The 16,586-nt window shown below is 63.0% G+C and carries 14 protein-coding genes and 1 tRNA gene; 7 read left to right on the top strand and 8 right to left on the bottom strand.

Features of this window, described 5'->3' with window-relative positions:
• Position 1: 1 nt before the first annotated feature.
• The 4 genes from hisD to HFC70_RS00725 all read right to left on the bottom strand — a co-directional run bounded on the left by hisD (position 2) and on the right by HFC70_RS00725 (position 3,700).
• On the bottom strand, positions 2 to 1,300 hold the full coding sequence (gene hisD, locus HFC70_RS00740; protein WP_168471281.1) for a histidinol dehydrogenase: 1,299 nt from the start codon (positions 1,298 to 1,300) through the stop codon (positions 2 to 4).
• 99 nt (positions 1,301 to 1,399) lie between these two features.
• The gene (locus HFC70_RS00735; RefSeq protein WP_168471280.1) at positions 1,400 to 1,837 is read right to left on the bottom strand and encodes a DUF2948 family protein; all 438 of its coding nucleotides are present in this window, start codon (positions 1,835 to 1,837) and stop codon (positions 1,400 to 1,402) included.
• Positions 1,838 to 1,975: 138 nt separating this feature from the next.
• Positions 1,976 to 3,268, bottom strand: coding sequence for a UDP-N-acetylglucosamine 1-carboxyvinyltransferase (murA, locus tag HFC70_RS00730; RefSeq protein WP_168471279.1), 1,293 nt, complete (start codon positions 3,266 to 3,268; stop codon positions 1,976 to 1,978).
• A gap of 123 nt (positions 3,269 to 3,391) precedes the next feature.
• Positions 3,392 to 3,700, bottom strand: coding sequence for a hypothetical protein (locus HFC70_RS00725; RefSeq protein ID WP_168471144.1), 309 nt, complete (start codon positions 3,698 to 3,700; stop codon positions 3,392 to 3,394).
• Positions 3,701 to 3,858: 158 nt separating this feature from the next.
• Between HFC70_RS00725 and HFC70_RS00720 the strand changes: the two genes are divergently transcribed.
• From HFC70_RS00720 to HFC70_RS00690, 7 genes are all read left to right on the top strand, one after another.
• Positions 3,859 to 3,933: transfer RNA gene (locus HFC70_RS00720), tRNA-Thr, on the top strand.
• Between the two features lie 348 nt (positions 3,934 to 4,281).
• Positions 4,282 to 4,368, top strand: a complete 87-nt coding sequence (gene kdpF / locus HFC70_RS27220; protein WP_168471735.1) for a K(+)-transporting ATPase subunit F — start codon at positions 4,282 to 4,284, stop codon at positions 4,366 to 4,368.
• 18 nt (positions 4,369 to 4,386) lie between these two features.
• Positions 4,387 to 6,096: a potassium-transporting ATPase subunit KdpA gene (gene kdpA, locus HFC70_RS00710; RefSeq protein WP_168471278.1), complete on the top strand. Its 1,710-nt coding sequence runs from the start codon at positions 4,387 to 4,389 to the stop codon at positions 6,094 to 6,096.
• Between the two features lie 11 nt (positions 6,097 to 6,107).
• The gene (gene kdpB / locus HFC70_RS00705; protein ID WP_168471277.1) at positions 6,108 to 8,144 is read left to right on the top strand and encodes a potassium-transporting ATPase subunit KdpB; all 2,037 of its coding nucleotides are present in this window, start codon (positions 6,108 to 6,110) and stop codon (positions 8,142 to 8,144) included.
• Positions 8,145 to 8,146: 2 nt separating this feature from the next.
• Positions 8,147 to 8,716: a potassium-transporting ATPase subunit KdpC gene (gene kdpC, locus HFC70_RS00700; RefSeq protein WP_168471276.1), complete on the top strand. Its 570-nt coding sequence runs from the start codon at positions 8,147 to 8,149 to the stop codon at positions 8,714 to 8,716.
• An 8-nt stretch (positions 8,717 to 8,724) separates the two neighbouring features.
• Complete coding sequence (locus HFC70_RS00695) at positions 8,725 to 11,412, top strand: sensor histidine kinase KdpD (protein WP_168471275.1); 2,688 nt, start codon at positions 8,725 to 8,727, stop codon at positions 11,410 to 11,412.
• Entirely contained in the window at positions 11,409 to 12,098 is a 690-nt protein-coding gene (locus tag HFC70_RS00690) for a response regulator (protein ID WP_168471274.1), read from the top strand. The genes HFC70_RS00695 and HFC70_RS00690 overlap by 4 nt, the downstream gene beginning before the upstream one ends.
• Before the next feature lie 80 nt (positions 12,099 to 12,178).
• On the opposite strand, the gene HFC70_RS00685 is transcribed toward HFC70_RS00690, so the two are convergent.
• The 4 genes from HFC70_RS00685 to HFC70_RS00670 all read right to left on the bottom strand — a co-directional run bounded on the left by HFC70_RS00685 (position 12,179) and on the right by HFC70_RS00670 (position 16,350).
• Positions 12,179 to 12,748 (bottom strand): putative colanic acid biosynthesis acetyltransferase, encoded by a 570-nt coding sequence (locus tag HFC70_RS00685; protein ID WP_168471273.1) that lies wholly within the window; start codon positions 12,746 to 12,748, stop codon positions 12,179 to 12,181.
• On the bottom strand, positions 12,735 to 13,907 hold the full coding sequence (locus HFC70_RS00680; RefSeq protein ID WP_368669482.1) for a glycosyltransferase: 1,173 nt from the start codon (positions 13,905 to 13,907) through the stop codon (positions 12,735 to 12,737). The genes HFC70_RS00685 and HFC70_RS00680 overlap by 14 nt, the downstream gene beginning before the upstream one ends.
• Entirely contained in the window at positions 13,904 to 15,022 is a 1,119-nt protein-coding gene (locus HFC70_RS00675) for a glycosyltransferase (protein ID WP_168471271.1), read from the bottom strand. Before HFC70_RS00675 ends, HFC70_RS00680 begins: the two co-directional genes overlap by 4 nt.
• A gap of 206 nt (positions 15,023 to 15,228) precedes the next feature.
• Complete coding sequence (locus HFC70_RS00670) at positions 15,229 to 16,350, bottom strand: glycosyltransferase (RefSeq protein WP_168471270.1); 1,122 nt, start codon at positions 16,348 to 16,350, stop codon at positions 15,229 to 15,231.
• Positions 16,351 to 16,586: the final 236 nt, after the last annotated feature.

The following is a 16,586-nucleotide window of genomic DNA, read 5'->3' as shown; positions in this document are numbered from 1 at the left end:
CTCAGCCTTCGAGGTTCAGGCGGATGGCGACCGAGCGGGCATGGGCGTCGAGGCCCTCGCTTTTCGCCAGTGCAATGGCCGCCGGCGCCAATTGGCGCAACTGTTCAGGCCCCAGCCGCAGGATCGAGGTGCGCTTGACGAAATCGAGCACCGACAGGCCGGAGGAAAACCGCGCCGAACGCGCCGTCGGCAGCACGTGATTGGAGCCGCCGACATAATCGCCGATCACCTCCGGCGTGTGCCGGCCGATGAAGATGGCGCCGGCATTGCGGATGCCGGCCATCAGCCGATCAGGATCGGCCACGGCCAGTTCCAGATGTTCGGCGGCAATGCGGTTGGCGAGCGGTATGGAGGCTTCGAGGTCGGGCACGATGATGATGGCCCCGAAATCGGCCCAGCTGGCCGCCGCGGTCTCGGAACGGCTCAGCGTCTTCAACTGCCGCTCGACGGCGGCCTCCACGGCGCGGGCCAGATCCGGGTCGTCGGTGATCAGGATCGACTGGGCGCCGCGGTCATGCTCGGCCTGAGCCAGCAGGTCGGCGGCGAGCCAATCGGGATTGTTGTCGCTGTCGGCAATGACCAGCACTTCGGACGGACCGGCGATCATGTCGATGCCGACCGTGCCGAACACATGGCGCTTGGCGGCCGCGACATAGGCATTGCCCGGACCGACGATCTTGGCGACCGGCTCGATCGTTTCCGTGCCATAGGCGAGCGCTGCCACGGCCTGCGCGCCGCCGATGCGGTAGATTTCGCGCACCCCGGCAATGCGGGCCGCCGCCAGCACCGTCGGGTTGATGTCGCCGCCGGTGGCGGGAACGACCATGACGATGCGTGGCACGCCGGCGACGTGCGCCGGCACGGCATTCATCAGCACCGAGCTTGGATAGCTCGCCGTGCCGCCGGGCACATAAAGACCGACCGCATCGATCGCCGTCCAGCGCGAGCCGAGGCCGACGCCGATGGCGTCCTCGTAGATATCATCCTTCGGCATTTGCCGGGCATGGTGCTTTTCGATCCGCTCGGCGGCCAGCCGCAGGGCATCCATGACATCGGGGGCGACGGTTTTGACGGCAGCGTCGATCTCGGCATCGGTGACGCGCATTGCGGTGGTGGCGAAATCGATGCCGTCGAAGCGCAGCGAATAGTCAGCCAGCGCTGCATCGCCTCGCGCCTTGACGTCGTCGATGATGGCGCGCACCACGGCATTCACATCGTCGGACACTTCGCGCTTGGTCGTCAGGAAGGCGGCGAAACGCTGTTCAAACCCTTCCGATGTCTGTTCGAGCCAGATAGCCACGTCTCTTGTCTTCCCTCTCCTCGGCCGTCCCTTGGGCACCAAACCCGTTGCACCGGGGTCGTTGATCAGAGCGACCCCCCTGGTCTCGGCGCGTCGTCGTCAGCTGCCCGGATGGCTGGGCTTGAAGCTGGTTTCCCATGCTCCGCCGGTATCTGCAAGCTGAACTTCGATGCATTCCACATCCAGCGCCACCATGCCATCGCCTGACAGCACCAGTTCCAGAACGCCGTCCGGCCCCTCGTCCTTTTGCTGAAAGCGGATGGCCAGCAGGCTCAGAACCTTGTCCTTGTCGTTGCGGTCGAAACCGACGGACCGTACGGCCTGGACGCGCTTGATGCTGAGCAGCGCCCGGCGGCGCTCAAAGGCCTTTTCGCCGGGTTTCAGCTTTTCCCAGACGAAACGATTGGCAGCCAGCGAAAACACGCCGGACCGCGTCGCGTAGTTGATGTCGCCGACCTTGAACACGGCATCCTGCATATGGGCGGAGACGACCGCAAGGTCGTCGGTGTCGAGCGACAGAAGCTTGAGACTTGTCATGGGTCGTTTCCTGAAATGAGCGCCCCGCAATGACGCGATCCTTGACCCCGACATAGGTTGCCACGCCGCAATCCGCAACGTCAAAGCGGCGGAATGAAACGGATTCCGCCGCGAATCATGTCGGGAGGTGCTAAGAGCTCAGTCGCTGATACGCTCGACCACGGCGCCGCAGCGCGTCAGCTTCTCTTCCAGCCGCTCGAAGCCGCGGTCGAGATGGTAGACGCGGTTGACCAGCGTCTCGCCTTCGGCGGCGAGGCCGGCAATCACCAGCGACACGGAGGCGCGCAGGTCGGTTGCCATGACGGGCGCGCCGCGCAGCCGCTTGACGCCCTCGATCCGCGCCGTCTGCCCCGACAGCGTGATGCGGGCGCCGAGCCGTGCCAGTTCCTGCACATGCATGAAGCGGTTCTCGAAGATCGTCTCGGTGACATGCGCCACACCGTCGGCGCGGGTCATCAGGCCCATGAACTGCGCCTGCAGGTCGGTCGGGAAGCCGGGGAAGGGCTCGGTGACGATGTCGACCGGGCGGATATCGTTGCCATGGCCGATGACGCGGATGCCGTTGTCCACGGCAATCAGTTCCGCGCCGGCCCGGCGGATCGCCGACACCGCGGTGTCGAGCAGGGTGATGTCGGTGCCGGCCAGCGTGACGTCGCCGCCGGTCATCGCCACCGCCATGGCATAGGTGCCGGTCTCGATACGGTCCGGCAAAACCCGGTGGCGGGCGCCCGACAGACTGGTCACGCCTTCGATGGTAATGGTCGATGTGCCGGCGCCGGTGATCTTGGCGCCCATGGCGATCATGCAATTGGCCAGATCCACCACCTCAGGTTCGCGGGCGGCATTGCCGATCACCGTCGTGCCGCGGGCCAGCACCGCTGCCATCATCATCACATGGGTGGCGCCGACCGAAACCTTCGGGAAGGTATAATGAGCGCCGATCAGGCCGCCCTTCGGCGCTGTGGCGTTGATATAGCCGGCGTCGATGTCCATGGTCGCGCCAAGCGCTGTAAGTCCCTCGATGAACAGGTCGACCGGACGCGTGCCGATGGCGCAGCCGCCCGGCAGCGAAACGCGGGCCTTGCCCTCGCGCGCCAGAAGCGGGCCGATCACCCAGAAGCTCGCCCGCATCTTGGAGACCAGATCGTAAGGCGCCGTCGTGTCGGCAATGGTGCGGCAGGTGAAATGGATGGTGCGCGAATACATGCCGTTCTGGGTTTCGCGGCGGCCGTTCACCGACACGTCCACGCCGTGATTGCCCAGAATACGCAGCAGCAGCTCGACATCGGCCAGATGCGGCACGTTTTCAAGCGTCAGCGTATCGCTGGTCAAAAGCGAGGCGATCATCAGCGGCAGGGCGGCATTCTTGGCGCCGGAAATCGGGATAATCCCGTTCAACTGGTTACCGCCGACAATCCTGATACGATCCATATATCCTTACGGGCAGCGCACCGGCGTCCCGCCTTTCCTATTGTTCTTTATGTCCGGATGTCCGGGCGAAGGGGCTCTTTAGACGAAAAGCCGGCGCGGTTCAATTCGCCAGCGGTGCCCGCACTAATCATCGCTCTCCGGCGAATTTGCGGCAGGTAGGCCCTCGCCCTCGATGGCGTCGCCCGAACGGCGCGCCCGCGATTGCTGCTTGCGCCGCATCAGGTTCTCGCGAAGCTTTTGCGCCGCCCGCAGGCGTCGCTGTTCGGCAACCTGCAGCGCCGAGGCATTGCGTGCCTCCGCCTTGAGCTTGCCGCTCGGCCGGGTCGCGGGTGGGTGGTCAGGGGAATGGCCCTGATGTCCAGGTTCGCCGTCCGATTCCGCGCCGGCTCCGGTCGCGGTTGTCGCGGCGGATTTCTTATTGTCTTCGTTCATGTCGCCCTGATAGCGCAAAACAGCACTTTGCAAAAGGTGCCGACCATCCCCGTCTTTTGTTGAACTTAGTTTCCAATAGCGCTTGCGCTCACCGCAAACCTGTGGCAATAGCCCCCTCGCTCCACACGCAAGCAGCGCCACGCTGCTTCGGACACGATGCTGCTATAGCTCAGGGGTAGAGCACTCCCTTGGTAAGGGAGAGGCCGAGAGTTCAAATCTCTCTAGCAGCACCATTTTTCTATCCCACACGCTATAGCCCGTGTCAGGAATGCAAGCCGACATCTCGGCCGGCTGCGAGACGTCATGTTTTGCACAACAGGCAATCGGGGTGGCCAAGCAGGCTCATCCTTGCGTTGGCGATGCATCAAGCGCCGAGCGCTACACCACCTCCTTATCTTTTCTTTACGCCGCCTTCGCCCCTTCCCAATCGAAGTCTGACCTGAAGCGCGTTTAATTCTCCTCCTGTACCAACAGGAGAAACGGATATGTCCGACCTCATCTTTCTGGCGCTCGGCTGCGGCACACTTCTTGTGCTGGCGCTTTATGCCCGCGCCCTCGACCGGCTCTGAAGGAGAACAAGCATGCTTGAACCTCTCTTCGGCCTTTTCGTCGCCATCGCCCTTGGCATCTATCTCCTGGTGACGCTGCTGCGTCCCGAGCGCTTCTGATATTCGAGGAGTATTCCCATGACCATTGTCGGGTGGCTGCAGATCAGCCTCCTCTTCCTCGCCGTGCTCGTCGCCATCAAGCCGCTCGGGCTTTACATGGCGCGGGTGTTTTCCGGCGAACGCACCTTTCTCTCGCCCGTGCTTGGCCGCGTCGAAGGTGATCTCTATCGCATCGCCGGCATCCGGCCGGACAAGGAGCAGGGCTGGTTTGCCTACACGGTCTCCATGCTGGCCTTTTCGCTGGCGGGTTTCGTGGCGCTCTACGCGATCCTCAGGCTTCAGGCCTATCTGCCGCTCAACCCACAGGGTTTTGCCGGCATGGCGCCGGATCTCGCCTTCAACACGGCGGTGTCTTTCGTGACCAACACCAACTGGCAGAACTATGCCGGCGAAACGACGCTCAGCCATTTCGCCCAGATGGCCGGCCTCACCGTGCAGAATTTCCTGTCGGCCGCAACCGGCATGGCGCTGGCCGTCGCCTTTGGCCGGGCCTTCGTGCGCTCCAAAGTCTCGACGCTCGGCAATTTCTGGGTCGATATGACCCGCGCTACACTCTACGTGCTCCTGCCGATCTCCTTCGTCGTCGCGCTCGCCTTCGTGGCCATGGGCCTGCCGCAGACGCTCGACGCGTCCGTGACCGCGACGACGCTCGAAGGCGGTCAGCAGGTCATCGCGCTCGGGCCCGTCGCCTCCCAGGAAGCCATCAAGCAGCTCGGCACCAATGGCGGCGGCTTCTTCAACGTCAATGCCGCTCATCCGTTCGAGAACCCGACGGCATTTTCCAACTATCTCAACATCTTCGCCATGTTGTCGATCTCGGCAGCACTCGTCTATACGTTTGGCCAGATGGTCGGTAACCGTCGCCAGGGCTGGGCCTTGATCTCGGCCATGGCCGTTCTGCTGATCGCCGGCGTCGCCGTCATCTATTGGGCGGAAGCCCAGGGCAATCCAATCCTGACCACCCTTGGCGTCGATCCGGCGCTTGGCAATATGGAAGGCAAGGAAATCCGCTTCGGCCAGGCGATGACCGCCCTTTACGCGGCCGTCACGACAGGTCTGTCCGACGGCGGCGTCAACGGCATGCACGGCTCGTTCACCGGGCTTGGCGGTCTGGTGCCGATGTTCCTGATCCAGCTCGGCGAGGTATTGCCCGGCGGCGTTGGTTCAGGCCTTTACGGCATGCTCGTCTTCGCATTGCTTTCGGTCTTCGTGGCGGGCCTGATGGTTGGCCGCACACCGGAATTCCTCGGCAAGAAAATCGAGGGTCGCGAGATGACCTTTGCCATGCTTGCCGTACTGATCCTGCCGCTGGCCATTCTCGGCTTCACCGCGGTCTCGGCCATGCTGCCCTTCGCGGTGGCAAGTGTCGGCACATCGGGCCCGCATGGCCTGTCGGAAATTCTCTATGCCTACACGTCGGCGGCCGGCAATAACGGCTCGGCCTTCGGCGGGCTCACCGGCAACACGCCCTGGTATAACACCACGCTCGGTATCGCCATGCTGCTCGGCCGCTTTGCCTATGCCATTCCGGTCATGGCCATTGCCGGATCGCTGGCCGCCAAGGTGAAGTCGCCGGCCTCCGCCGGGACCTTCCCGACCGATGGTCCGCTGTTCGTCGGCCTGCTGATCGGCATCATCCTCATCCTCGGCGGGCTGCAGTTCTTCCCGGCCCTTGCCCTCGGCCCCATCGTCGAACATCTGGCGATGCTCGCCGGCCAGACCTTCTGAAGGAACAGTCCATGTCAAAAGACCGCAAGGCCCCTGGTTTTCTCGACCCGGCCATCCTGCTGCCGGCAGCGCGCGACGCTGTCCTGAAGCTCGATCCCCGGCAATTGCTGCGCAATCCGGTGATCTTCGTCACCGAGGTCGTTGCCGCCGTCGTCACCGTGCTTTTCCTGCGCGACCTCGTCACAGGCGCGTCAGAGGCCGGCTTTTCCGGCCAGATCGCCGCCTGGCTGTGGTTCACCGTCCTCTTTGCCACATTCGCGGAAGCCGTGGCGGAGGGACGTGGCCGCGCCCAGGCCGACAGCCTGAAGCGCACCAAATCCGAACTGACGGCCCGCCGGCTGTCGTCTGACGGCAGTACCCAGACCGTGCCTGCTCCGAGCCTCAAGATCGGCGACATCGTCCTGGTCGCCGCCGGCGAACTGATCCCCGGCGACGGTGAAGTGATCGAGGGCGTCGCCTCGGTCAACGAAAGCGCCATCACCGGGGAATCCGCGCCGGTGATCCGCGAATCCGGCGGCGACCGTTCGGCCGTGACCGGCGGCACGCAGGTGCTGTCCGACGAGATCAAGGTGAAGATTACGGTTGCTCCGGGCTCCTCCTTCGTCGACCGCATGATCGCGCTGATCGAAGGCGCCCAGCGCCAGAAGACCCCGAACGAGATCGCTCTGTCGATCCTGCTGTCCGGCCTGACGCTGATCTTCCTGTTCGTCTGCGTGGCGATCTGGGGGCTGGCCGGCTATTCCGGCACGGTGATCTCCGTCACGGTTCTGGCCGCACTACTGGTCACCCTCATTCCAACCACGATCGGCGGCCTGCTGTCGGCCATCGGCATTGCCGGCATGGACCGTCTGGTGCGGTTCAACGTCATCGCCACCTCCGGCCGCGCGGTGGAAGCGGCCGGCGACGTCGATACATTGCTGCTCGACAAAACAGGCACGATCACCTTCGGCAACCGCATGGCCAGCGATTTCTTAGCCGCACCTGGCGTGACGCAAGCGGAACTGGCGCAAGCCGCGCTGATCGCCAGCCTGTCCGACGAAACGCCGGAAGGCCGTTCCGTGGTGGCACTGGCAACCGGCGAATTCGGCGTCGCCATGCCGGAAGCCCGGTTCGATGCGGTCATCGCCTTTACGGCCGAAACTCGCCTGTCGGGTGTCGACCAGGGCGGACGGCAGTTCCGCAAGGGCGCCGTCGATGCGGTCCTGAAGTTTGCCGGCCTCACGCAAGACGATGCGCCCGCCGATTTCCACCGCGCCGTCGACATGGTGGCCCGTAGCGGCGGTACGCCGCTGGCCGTTGCCGATGGCGACCGGCTGCTCGGCGTCATCCATCTCAAGGACGTGGTCAAGCCCGGCATCAAGGAGCGGTTTGCCGCACTGCGTGCCATGGGTATCCGCACTGTGATGGTGACCGGCGACAACCCGGTGACCGCGGCAGCAATCGCTTCGGAAGCCGGCGTCGACGATTATCTCGCCCAGGCAACGCCGGAAGACAAACTGGCCTTTATTCGGCGCGAGCAGCAGGGCGGCCGGCTGATCGCCATGTGCGGCGACGGCACCAATGATGCGCCGGCTCTTGCCCAGGCCGATGTCGGCGTCGCCATGCAGACCGGCACCCAGGCCGCCCGCGAGGCTGCCAACATGGTGGACCTCGACTCAAGCCCGACCAAGCTCATCGAGATCGTCGAGATCGGCAAGCAGCTCCTGATGACGCGCGGCTCGCTGACGACGTTTTCCATCGCCAACGATGTCGCCAAATACTTCGCCATCATCCCGGCGCTCTTCGTCGCCACCTATCCGGCGCTCGATACCCTGAACGTCATGGGGCTGGCCTCGCCGCAATCCGCCATCCTGTCGGCGGTCATCTTCAACGCCCTGATCATCGTGGCGCTCATCCCGCTTGCGCTGAAGGGCGTCGCCTATCGCCCGGCCGGTGCTGCCTCGCTTCTGCGGCGCAATCTGCTGGTCTATGGCCTGGGCGGCCTGATCCTTCCCTTTGCCGGCATCAAGGTCATCGACCTTGCGGTCAGCGCTCTTCATCTGGTGTAATCATGATCCAACATCTTCGCCCCGCAATCACCCTCGTCGTCGCCATGACGGCCTTGACCGGCCTCGCCTTTCCGCTGGCGGTCACCGGCATCGCCCAGGCCGTCCTGCCGGCTGCCGCAAACGGCAGCCTGATCGAGAAGGATGGAACCGTGATCGGCTCCGCCCTGATCGGCCAGACCTTCACCTCGGACCGCTATTTCTGGCCGCGCCCCTCCGCAACCGGGCCGGACGCCTACAATGCCGGCGCATCATCCGGCTCCAATCTCGGCACCACGTCGGTCAAGCTCCGGGACCGGGTGGCCGCCGACGTCGAACGGCTGAAGGCAACCGGCATCGCCGCTCCGGTTTCCGCCGACGCCGTCACGACGTCGGGCTCGGGCCTTGATCCTCATATCTCGCCGGACTTCGCCCGCGCCCAGATCGCCCGCGTCGCCAAGGCCAGAGGATTGGCGGAAACGTCCGTCGCCAATCTGGTCGAACAACGGATTGAAAATCCCGACTTCGGTTTCATCGGCGAACCGCGTATCAATGTGTTGGAACTCAATCTGGCGCTTGATGCCTTGAAGACGTGAGAGACTGAATGGCGGACGACGATCGCGACAAGACCCGCAGACCGGATCCGGATGCCCTGCTTGCCCTGGCGGAGAAAGACCGCCGAGGCAAGCTGACGGTTTTTCTGGGCGCCGCGCCAGGCGTCGGCAAGACTTACGCCATGCTGTCACGTGCTCGGCGATTGAAGGCGGATGGTGCCGACATCGTGGTCGGCCTGGTCGAGACTCACGGACGCAACGAGACGGCTGGCCTGCTCGATGGGCTCGAAGTTCTGCCCAGACAGCGCATCGCCCATCGCGGACGCGTGCTGGAGGAATTCGATCTCGATGCCGCGCTTGCCCGCAAGCCGCGCATCGTCATTGTAGACGAACTGGCCCATTCCAACCCGGACGGCAGCCGCCACCCCAAACGGCACCAGGATATCGAGGAATTGATTGCGGCCGGCATCGATGTCTGGACGGCGCTCAACATCCAGCATCTCGAAAGCCTTGCCGACCTCGTTGCGCAGATCACCGGCGTCACGGTACGGGAACGTGTGCCCGATATCGTCTTGAAGCGTGCCGATGAAGTGCTCCTGGTCGACCTGCCACCGACCGAGCTGATCGACCGCCTGAAGGAAGGCAAGGTCTATCTACCGGAGAGTGCAGGCCGCGCCGTCGACCGGTTTTTCCGCCTCGGCAATCTCACCGCGCTGCGCGAGCTTGCCCTTCGCCGGACTGCTGACCGTGTCGATGACCAGATGGTCGATTACCTGAAGCAGAACGCCATCGACGGGCCTTGGGCGACGGGCGAGCGGCTGATCGTCTGCGTTGGGTCGGATGCCCTGTCGGAAAAGGTGGTCCGGGTGGCAAGCCGTTTGGCCTCCGGGCTCAACGCACCGTGGATCGTCGTCTCCATCGAGCGTTCCGACCGCGAGGTGGAAACCCCCGAACGCCTGCAGAGGATCGAGACCCTCTTCCGCCTGGCGGAACAATTGGGCGCCGAGACCCGCCGCATTATCGGCAATGATTTCGTGGATGAAATTCTGAAGCTGGCGCGCCGCGAACATGCAACGCAGATCGTCATCGGAAGGAGACGGCGGCGCGGCTTGGAGCTCGTGTCCCGGTCGCTGCCCGATGCCCTGTCGAGAAAGGCCTCCGGCCTGGGCGTTTACATTGTCACGCCCGACAGAAGCGAAAAGCAACGGCCGGCGATGCGACCGCCGACGCCGAACCTTGCGACGCTGCGGCAGTCCGTCCTGATCGCTTTCGGCTTCGTCGCACCCACAACGGCGGTCGGCAAGATGATCGAGAGCGTTGTCGATCTGCCGAACATCTCACTGCTTTTCCTGCTGGCCGTGCTGGGTGCATCGGTGTCCGGCGGCTATCTCTCAGCCTTTCTGGCGGCTCTCCTGTCGACGCTTGCCTACAATTTCTTCTTCATCGACCCGCTGCACACCTTCACGGTCGCCGCGCCGCACGAGGTCTTCGCCCTGTTCGTGTTCCTCGCCGTCGCCATCATCGCCGGCGGCTTTGCCTCGCGCATCCGCGAGCAGGCCGAGATTGCGCGGGTCAGGGCGACGGCGCTTCAGTCCCTCTATGATTTCTCGCGAAAACTGGCGAGCACGGCCAAGACCGATGACGCCATCTGGCTGACCGTCTCGCAATTGCAGACAAGCCTGAAGCGAAAGGTCGTCCTGCTGCTTGCCCGCAACGAAGAATTGAGCGTGGCCGCAGCATGGCCGCCTGATACCGACCTTGACGTAACCGATCTGGCAGCGGCCCGCTGGGCGCACGAAAAGCGGGAAGCGGCGGGGCATGGCACGGGCACGTTGCCGAACAGCCGCTTCGAATTCCGGCCGCTGCTCGGGCCGCACGGGATCGTCGGCGTGTGCGGGATAGAGCACACGGACGACAGGCTCGACCTCAACGCCGAGCGCTCCCTGACGGCCATTCTGGATCAGACCGCCATCGCGCTGGATCGCGCCCGGCTTGCCGAGGAGACCGTGGTTCAGGCGGCAAAGCTTGAGGGCGAACGCTATCGCGAGGCCTTGCTGTCCTCGATCTCGCATGACCTGCGGACCCCGCTCGCCACCATCACCGGTGCCGTGACCGGTCTCCGCCAACTCGGCGAGCGGATGACGCCGGAAAACCGTGACGATCTTCTGCAATCCATCGAGGAGGAAAGCGGCCGGATGAGCCGCTTCGTCGCCAACCTGCTCGACATGACGCGTATCGAGGCCGGCACGCTGAAGCCCAAGCGCGATTGGGTGGACGTGGCCGACGTGGTGCAGTCCGCCGTCGAGCGGACCCGCAAGCACGCGCCGGACCGCATCATCGAAACAGGGATCGCGGCGGACCTGCCGCTCATTCGCGGCGACAGCGTTCTGATCGGCCAGGTCCTGTTCAACCTTCTGGACAATGCGGCCAAATATGGCGGCGACGAGCCGATCAATGTCTATGCCCGTCGCGACGGCAAGGATGTGCTGATCTCGGTCACCGATCTTGGCAAGGGCATTCCGTCCGAAGATCTGGACCGCATTTTCGAAAAATTCTATCGCAGGGGAAAACCGGACGGACGCTCGCCGGGTACCGGGCTCGGCCTTTCCATCGCCCGCGGCTTCGTCGAGGCCATGGGTGGCAGGATCCATGCCGAGAGCCCGGCGCTCAAGAAGCGGGGCACGCGCATCGTCATGCGGTTTCCCGGGAGCAATGAAGCAAGGGGCGATGTCCGATGAACCAGTCCCGCATCCTGGTGGTGGATGACGAGCCTCAGATCCAGCGTTTCCTGAAACCCTCGCTGTCCGCCGCAGGCTACGAGGTGGTCGCGGCTGTCACGGGGGCCGAGGCGCTGAAAGCCGTCGCGACCCAGGCGCCGGATCTCGTGATCCTCGATCTCGGCCTGCCCGACATGGACGGCAAGGAGGTGATCGCAAGCCTACGGGGCTGGTCGGACATTCCGATCATCATCCTGTCCGCCCGTGACCGGGAGAGCGAGAAGATCGCAGCACTCGACCTCGGTGCCGACGATTACGTGGAAAAGCCCTTCGGTATCGGCGAGCTCACCGCCCGCATAAGGACTGCCCTTCGCCATCGCGGACGACGTGATGCCATTCCGATGGTGATGGACGTGGATGGCCTGACGATCGACCCGATCAAGCGGCTGGTCTCGCGGGATGGCGAGACCGTGCACCTGACACCCAAGGAATACGACCTCCTTCTCCTGCTTGCCCGCCATGCCGGCCGTGTCGTGACCCATCGTACCCTGCTGACGACCGTCTGGGGGCCTGCCCATGGCGCCGACCTGCATTACCTGCGCGTCTTCATCGGCCAGTTGCGCCAGAAGATCGAGCGCGACCCGACTGAGCCGCGGATCGTCCGTACGGAAGCGGGTGTGGGTTATCGGATGGCCGAGCAGGACTGACATTTGAGGTGAACCGCCCCAGGCTTTGGCCAAAATCGACCGGCTTGCCATCGAGGCAAGGTGGGCGCTGAAGCGCATCTTTAGCGATCGGGACGCATTTTTCTGTCGCGAATGGCCTTTGCCGGATTGCCGGCGAAGATGGTCCAGGGGGCAAGGTTGCGCACGGTCACGCCTCGCGCGCCCAGCACGGCGCCTTCGCCAACGACGACGCCGGGCCCGACAAATGCTTCCGCCGCGACCCAGGCATTGGCCCCGATGGTGATGGGCTTCGGCAGGAGCTGGAAATGCGGATCGTCGGGGTCGTGGGTGCCGCCGCAAAGATGGGCTCCCTGCGAGACGATCGCGAAGTCTCCGACGGTGATCCGGTCCATGCAATAACAGATGACATTGGGCCCGAGGACGGCGTGCTGACCCATGTGGAGATGGGGCGGATACCAGATCCTTGCCGAGGGATAGACGCGTGCGGTGGAATGCAGGTTCGCGCCGAAGCACTTGAGAAGAAATCTCCGCCAACCGTGCAGGGGCACAGGCGTCCAGCGGCCGAGAAGAGCCCAGGTAAGACCCCAGACGGCCCGGAAGATCCGGTGTCGGAGCGAGAAGCTCGGGCCTCCCTCGCGCGGATTGGAGCTTGCGGCGTCAAGAAGGCTCATGCCGGTCTCCGTTTGTGGATGATGCTTCGGCGTAAAGGTCCAGCAGGGCTTGGCGGACGCCGGATGCGGAATATCGGTTCTCGACCACGGCCTTGGCCTTGTGGGCCATGGCTTGCCGTTCACTGGCGGGCAGGGCGGTCGTCATCTTGAGGGCCGTTCCGATCGACTCCGCCGTCGGCTCGCAACGCACCGCGATGCCTTCGCTGAAGCCAAGAGACAAGTTGCAGTATTCGGTCATGATCGTCGGCAATCCCGCCGACCATGCCTCAAGGATCGCCATCGGTAGGCCTTCGCTCTTGGACGGCAGGATGAAGAAGGTGGCGCAACTCAGCGTGCGGTTCTTTTCCGCGTCATATTGCGGGCCGGCAAAAAGCACGTTCCTATACTTCTCGCCGAGCGCAAGGACCTTGTCCTCGAAACCGGTCAGTCCATCGTTCCAGCCACAGAATATCAGGACGGATCGTTCATGGAAGCTCGCATCGTCTTCGCACAGGCGCGCCCAGGCGTCGCAAAGTTCGATGCAGCCTTTCTTCTCGTGGATGCGTCCAAGGAAAAGATAGATGTCGCGGCCCGCGAAGTCTTCCCGCCACCATCCGGGTTTTTCGAGGTCGGCGCGAAACGCCGGAACGTAGTTCGGAACGACATGAATGGGCTGGCCGATCGAGAATTCGGCGACATCGTCTCGCTCTTTCTCGGTCAGAATCTGGAAGCCGGCGGCCCGCTTGAGGAAGCGGTCTTGATAGAGCCGGGAAACCAGGGCCTTCAATCTCGGCGAACGGGCCCTGATCCATGGTTCCAGCATGCCGTGCGGCGTGACCACATAGGGGCGTCCGGTGACCAGCGACCATAGGAAGACCGCCAGGCAATGAAACTGCCAGACGCCATGCACATGGATCACGTCGGCGCTGGTCCAAAGCAAGGACCACACCATGCCGGGTGCAAAACTGTAACTGGTCGGTCCGAAGACCCGATGCTGATGAATGACGACGGCCGGCCAGGCGCTTTTACTGTCGTTCGAATAGGCATCTTGAAACGTTGAGATCTCCAGGGCCACCGCATCTTCCAATGCCACGGTCTGCAGGCGCGCGGCTTCCGAAACACCTCCGCCTGATCGCGAAATGGAAGGAAGGCAAAAGAGAATGTTCGGTTTTGCTGTCATGCTTTTCCGGCCAATTTGGTAACGCCTTCCACAAAGCGCCCGACATCGCCCCGTTCGGCGAATTGCGACGCTGCCGCGCTCACGTGCGTCCACAAGTCCTGGTCCTCACCCAGCATGGTCATGAAGAAGGCCAGGCCCTGCGGATTGTCCGGCTCGATGACGAAGCCGTTGACGCCGCTGCGCACCAGGTCGTCGCGCGATCCGCAATTGTCGGACAGAATGACCGGCAGCCCCATGGCCTGCGCCTCAATGGTCACCAATCCGAATTGCTCCTCGATGCTGGGCAGGATCAGCGCCACGCTATCGGCCAGGATCCGAGCGATGTCCGTCGTCTGCACGAAGCCATGGAAGACCACGCTATCCTCCAGCCCGAGCGCCGACACCTGCGCCCGCAATTCGGCCTCAAGTGGCCCGGACCCGCAAAGGTGCAGGGCACGCGGACTGGCGGTCTGCTGGCGGTAGAGCGCATAGGCCGCCAGCGCCATCTTGAGGTTCTTCTTCGGCACGAACCGCGCCACGATGGTGAAGTGGCGCTCGTCATAAGCCGTTCCGCCTGGCGCCGGCGGCTTGCCCGCCAATCGACGTATGCGGTCGATCGACAGGGTGTCGTAGCCATCGACGATCCTGGCCGCCGGCAGGCCGAGAAAGCGCATGTAGTCGCTCGCCCGTCCCTTGCAGGAGATGCCGCCCTGATAGGGCAGGTAGTAGAGGCTCTTTGCGACCTCGCGCCACAGGCGCCGTGAGTAGTCGTCGAATTTGGAATCGGCCATGGCATAGACGCGCCTGCCCGTCAGGCGAAGTGCCGCCGCCGCCAGCAGGATCGCGGTGTAGTCGTAATGGCACAGAAACACGTGGTTCAGGCCTTCCCTGAGGCACTTGCTGACGATCCGTGCCGCAACGGCAAAGGCGGACGTCGTCGACCTGCTGCCGCCGGGAAACAATGTAATCTTGCGGAAGGAAGATCCGGTCTCGCTGACCCATCCATAAGTGTCGCTCTTTGAAAAGAGTTCAAGGCCGACAACTTTGACCGAGGGGCCAAATGCTTTCGCGACTGCTTCACACCGATCGACATGCGTAGGACCAAAATTATCCCAGACGAATGCAATGCTCGTCATGCAATATCCCGAATTTAGAAGATGGTGCTGCTGAAGGATGGGTTTGGTTCAGTTGCGCCTTTATATTTTATATGCACTGCACTGTATAAAGAAGACTATCCAAGGTCTATGAAAAAATGAATACAATCCGCATCAGCAATTTCGATGCGGTCGGCTCTACATACGATATCGTCTTGTTGTGGTGTTGTTCGTTTCGATCAGGCGTTTCAGTCTGCGCCCGCCACCAGGAGAGACACAGCCTCCGCAAAACGCGCTGAATCGCCCCGCGAGGCAAATTCTGTCGCCGAAAGGCTCATTGTGGTCCAGAGATCTCGGTCCCGGCTGACGATAGTCATGAAGAAGGCAAGGCCCTGCGGATTGTCCGGTTCCACCACGAAGCCATTGACGCCGCTGCGGATCAATCGGTCACATGCGCCGCATACATTCGAAAGGATGACCGGCAGCCCCATGGCCTGAGCCTCGATCACCACATTGCCGAATTGCTCCTCGGTGCTGGGGAGCAGCAGGGCCAGGGTGTCGGCAAGCACGCCGGCAATTTCTCTGGTCTGCAGAAAACCGCGGAACACCACCTTGTCGCCAAGGCCAAGTTCGCCAACCTTCTGTCGAAGCTGGGCCTCCAGAGGGCCGGAGCCGCACAGATGCAACGGCCGGGGCCGGTCGACGGTGGCGCAGTAAAGCCCATAGGCTTCGAGGGCCATGAACAGGTTCTTCTTCTCGACCAATCGTGCCACGATGGAGAAATGCCGATCGGCGAAAGCGGTACCGTTCGGCGCAGCCGGCTTGCCGGCCAGCTTGCGGATGCGGTCGATCGACAGGGTGTTGTACTCGTTGGCGATCATCTTTCGGCCGACGCCAAGGAAACGCATGTAGTCGCGGGCGCGGCGGCCCGAGGAGAGCGCCCCATGGTACGGCAGAAAGAACAGGCTCTTGGCGACCTCTCGCCACAAGCGCCTCTCCTGATCATCGAATTTCGAACAGGCCATGGCATGGACCCGGCATCCTGTGAGGCGCAGGAGCGATGCAGCAATGAAAATTCCAGGGAGATCGTAGTGGCAGAGAAAGACGTGCCGCGCTTTGGCCCTGCGGCACGCCGCGACGATGCCAAGTGCAAGCTTCAGGGCGCCGACATCCTTGTTGCTCTTCCCGGGAAACAGCGTGCGCTTCTGAAAGGATGAGCCGCTCTCGCTGACCCAATCATAGGTATCGCTGGTGGAATAGAGCTCGATACCGATCACAGGACTTGATGTGTCCGTGGTCGCTGACACCGCTTCACAACGATCAACATGCATGGGCCCAAAATTGTCCCAGACGAATACAATACCGATCATGAATGTTCCTGTCTTCACGAAGAGGAACATGGCCATGATACTTACGTCAATGATAAATTGCGCGGTGCGATGCGTTCTGTACCGCAGCGCCGACTGGTGGTGGCAACAGGCCTGGGCGGATCAACCGCAGGCATCGCCGGGACAGACATGGATATGTCCGGGGTGGTCGCATAGCGGGCGGCGCGCATTAAATACACGTCTCGAAAACGATTTCGTGCCATAGACTTGATATGAGC

The sequence above is a fragment of the Agrobacterium sp. a22-2 genome, assembly GCF_012276985.1.
In the GTDB taxonomy this organism is placed as follows: Bacteria; Pseudomonadota; Alphaproteobacteria; order Rhizobiales; family Rhizobiaceae; genus Allorhizobium.
Note: the sequence above shows the minus strand (reverse complement) of the source record. Positions and strands in the feature narration are given on the sequence as shown.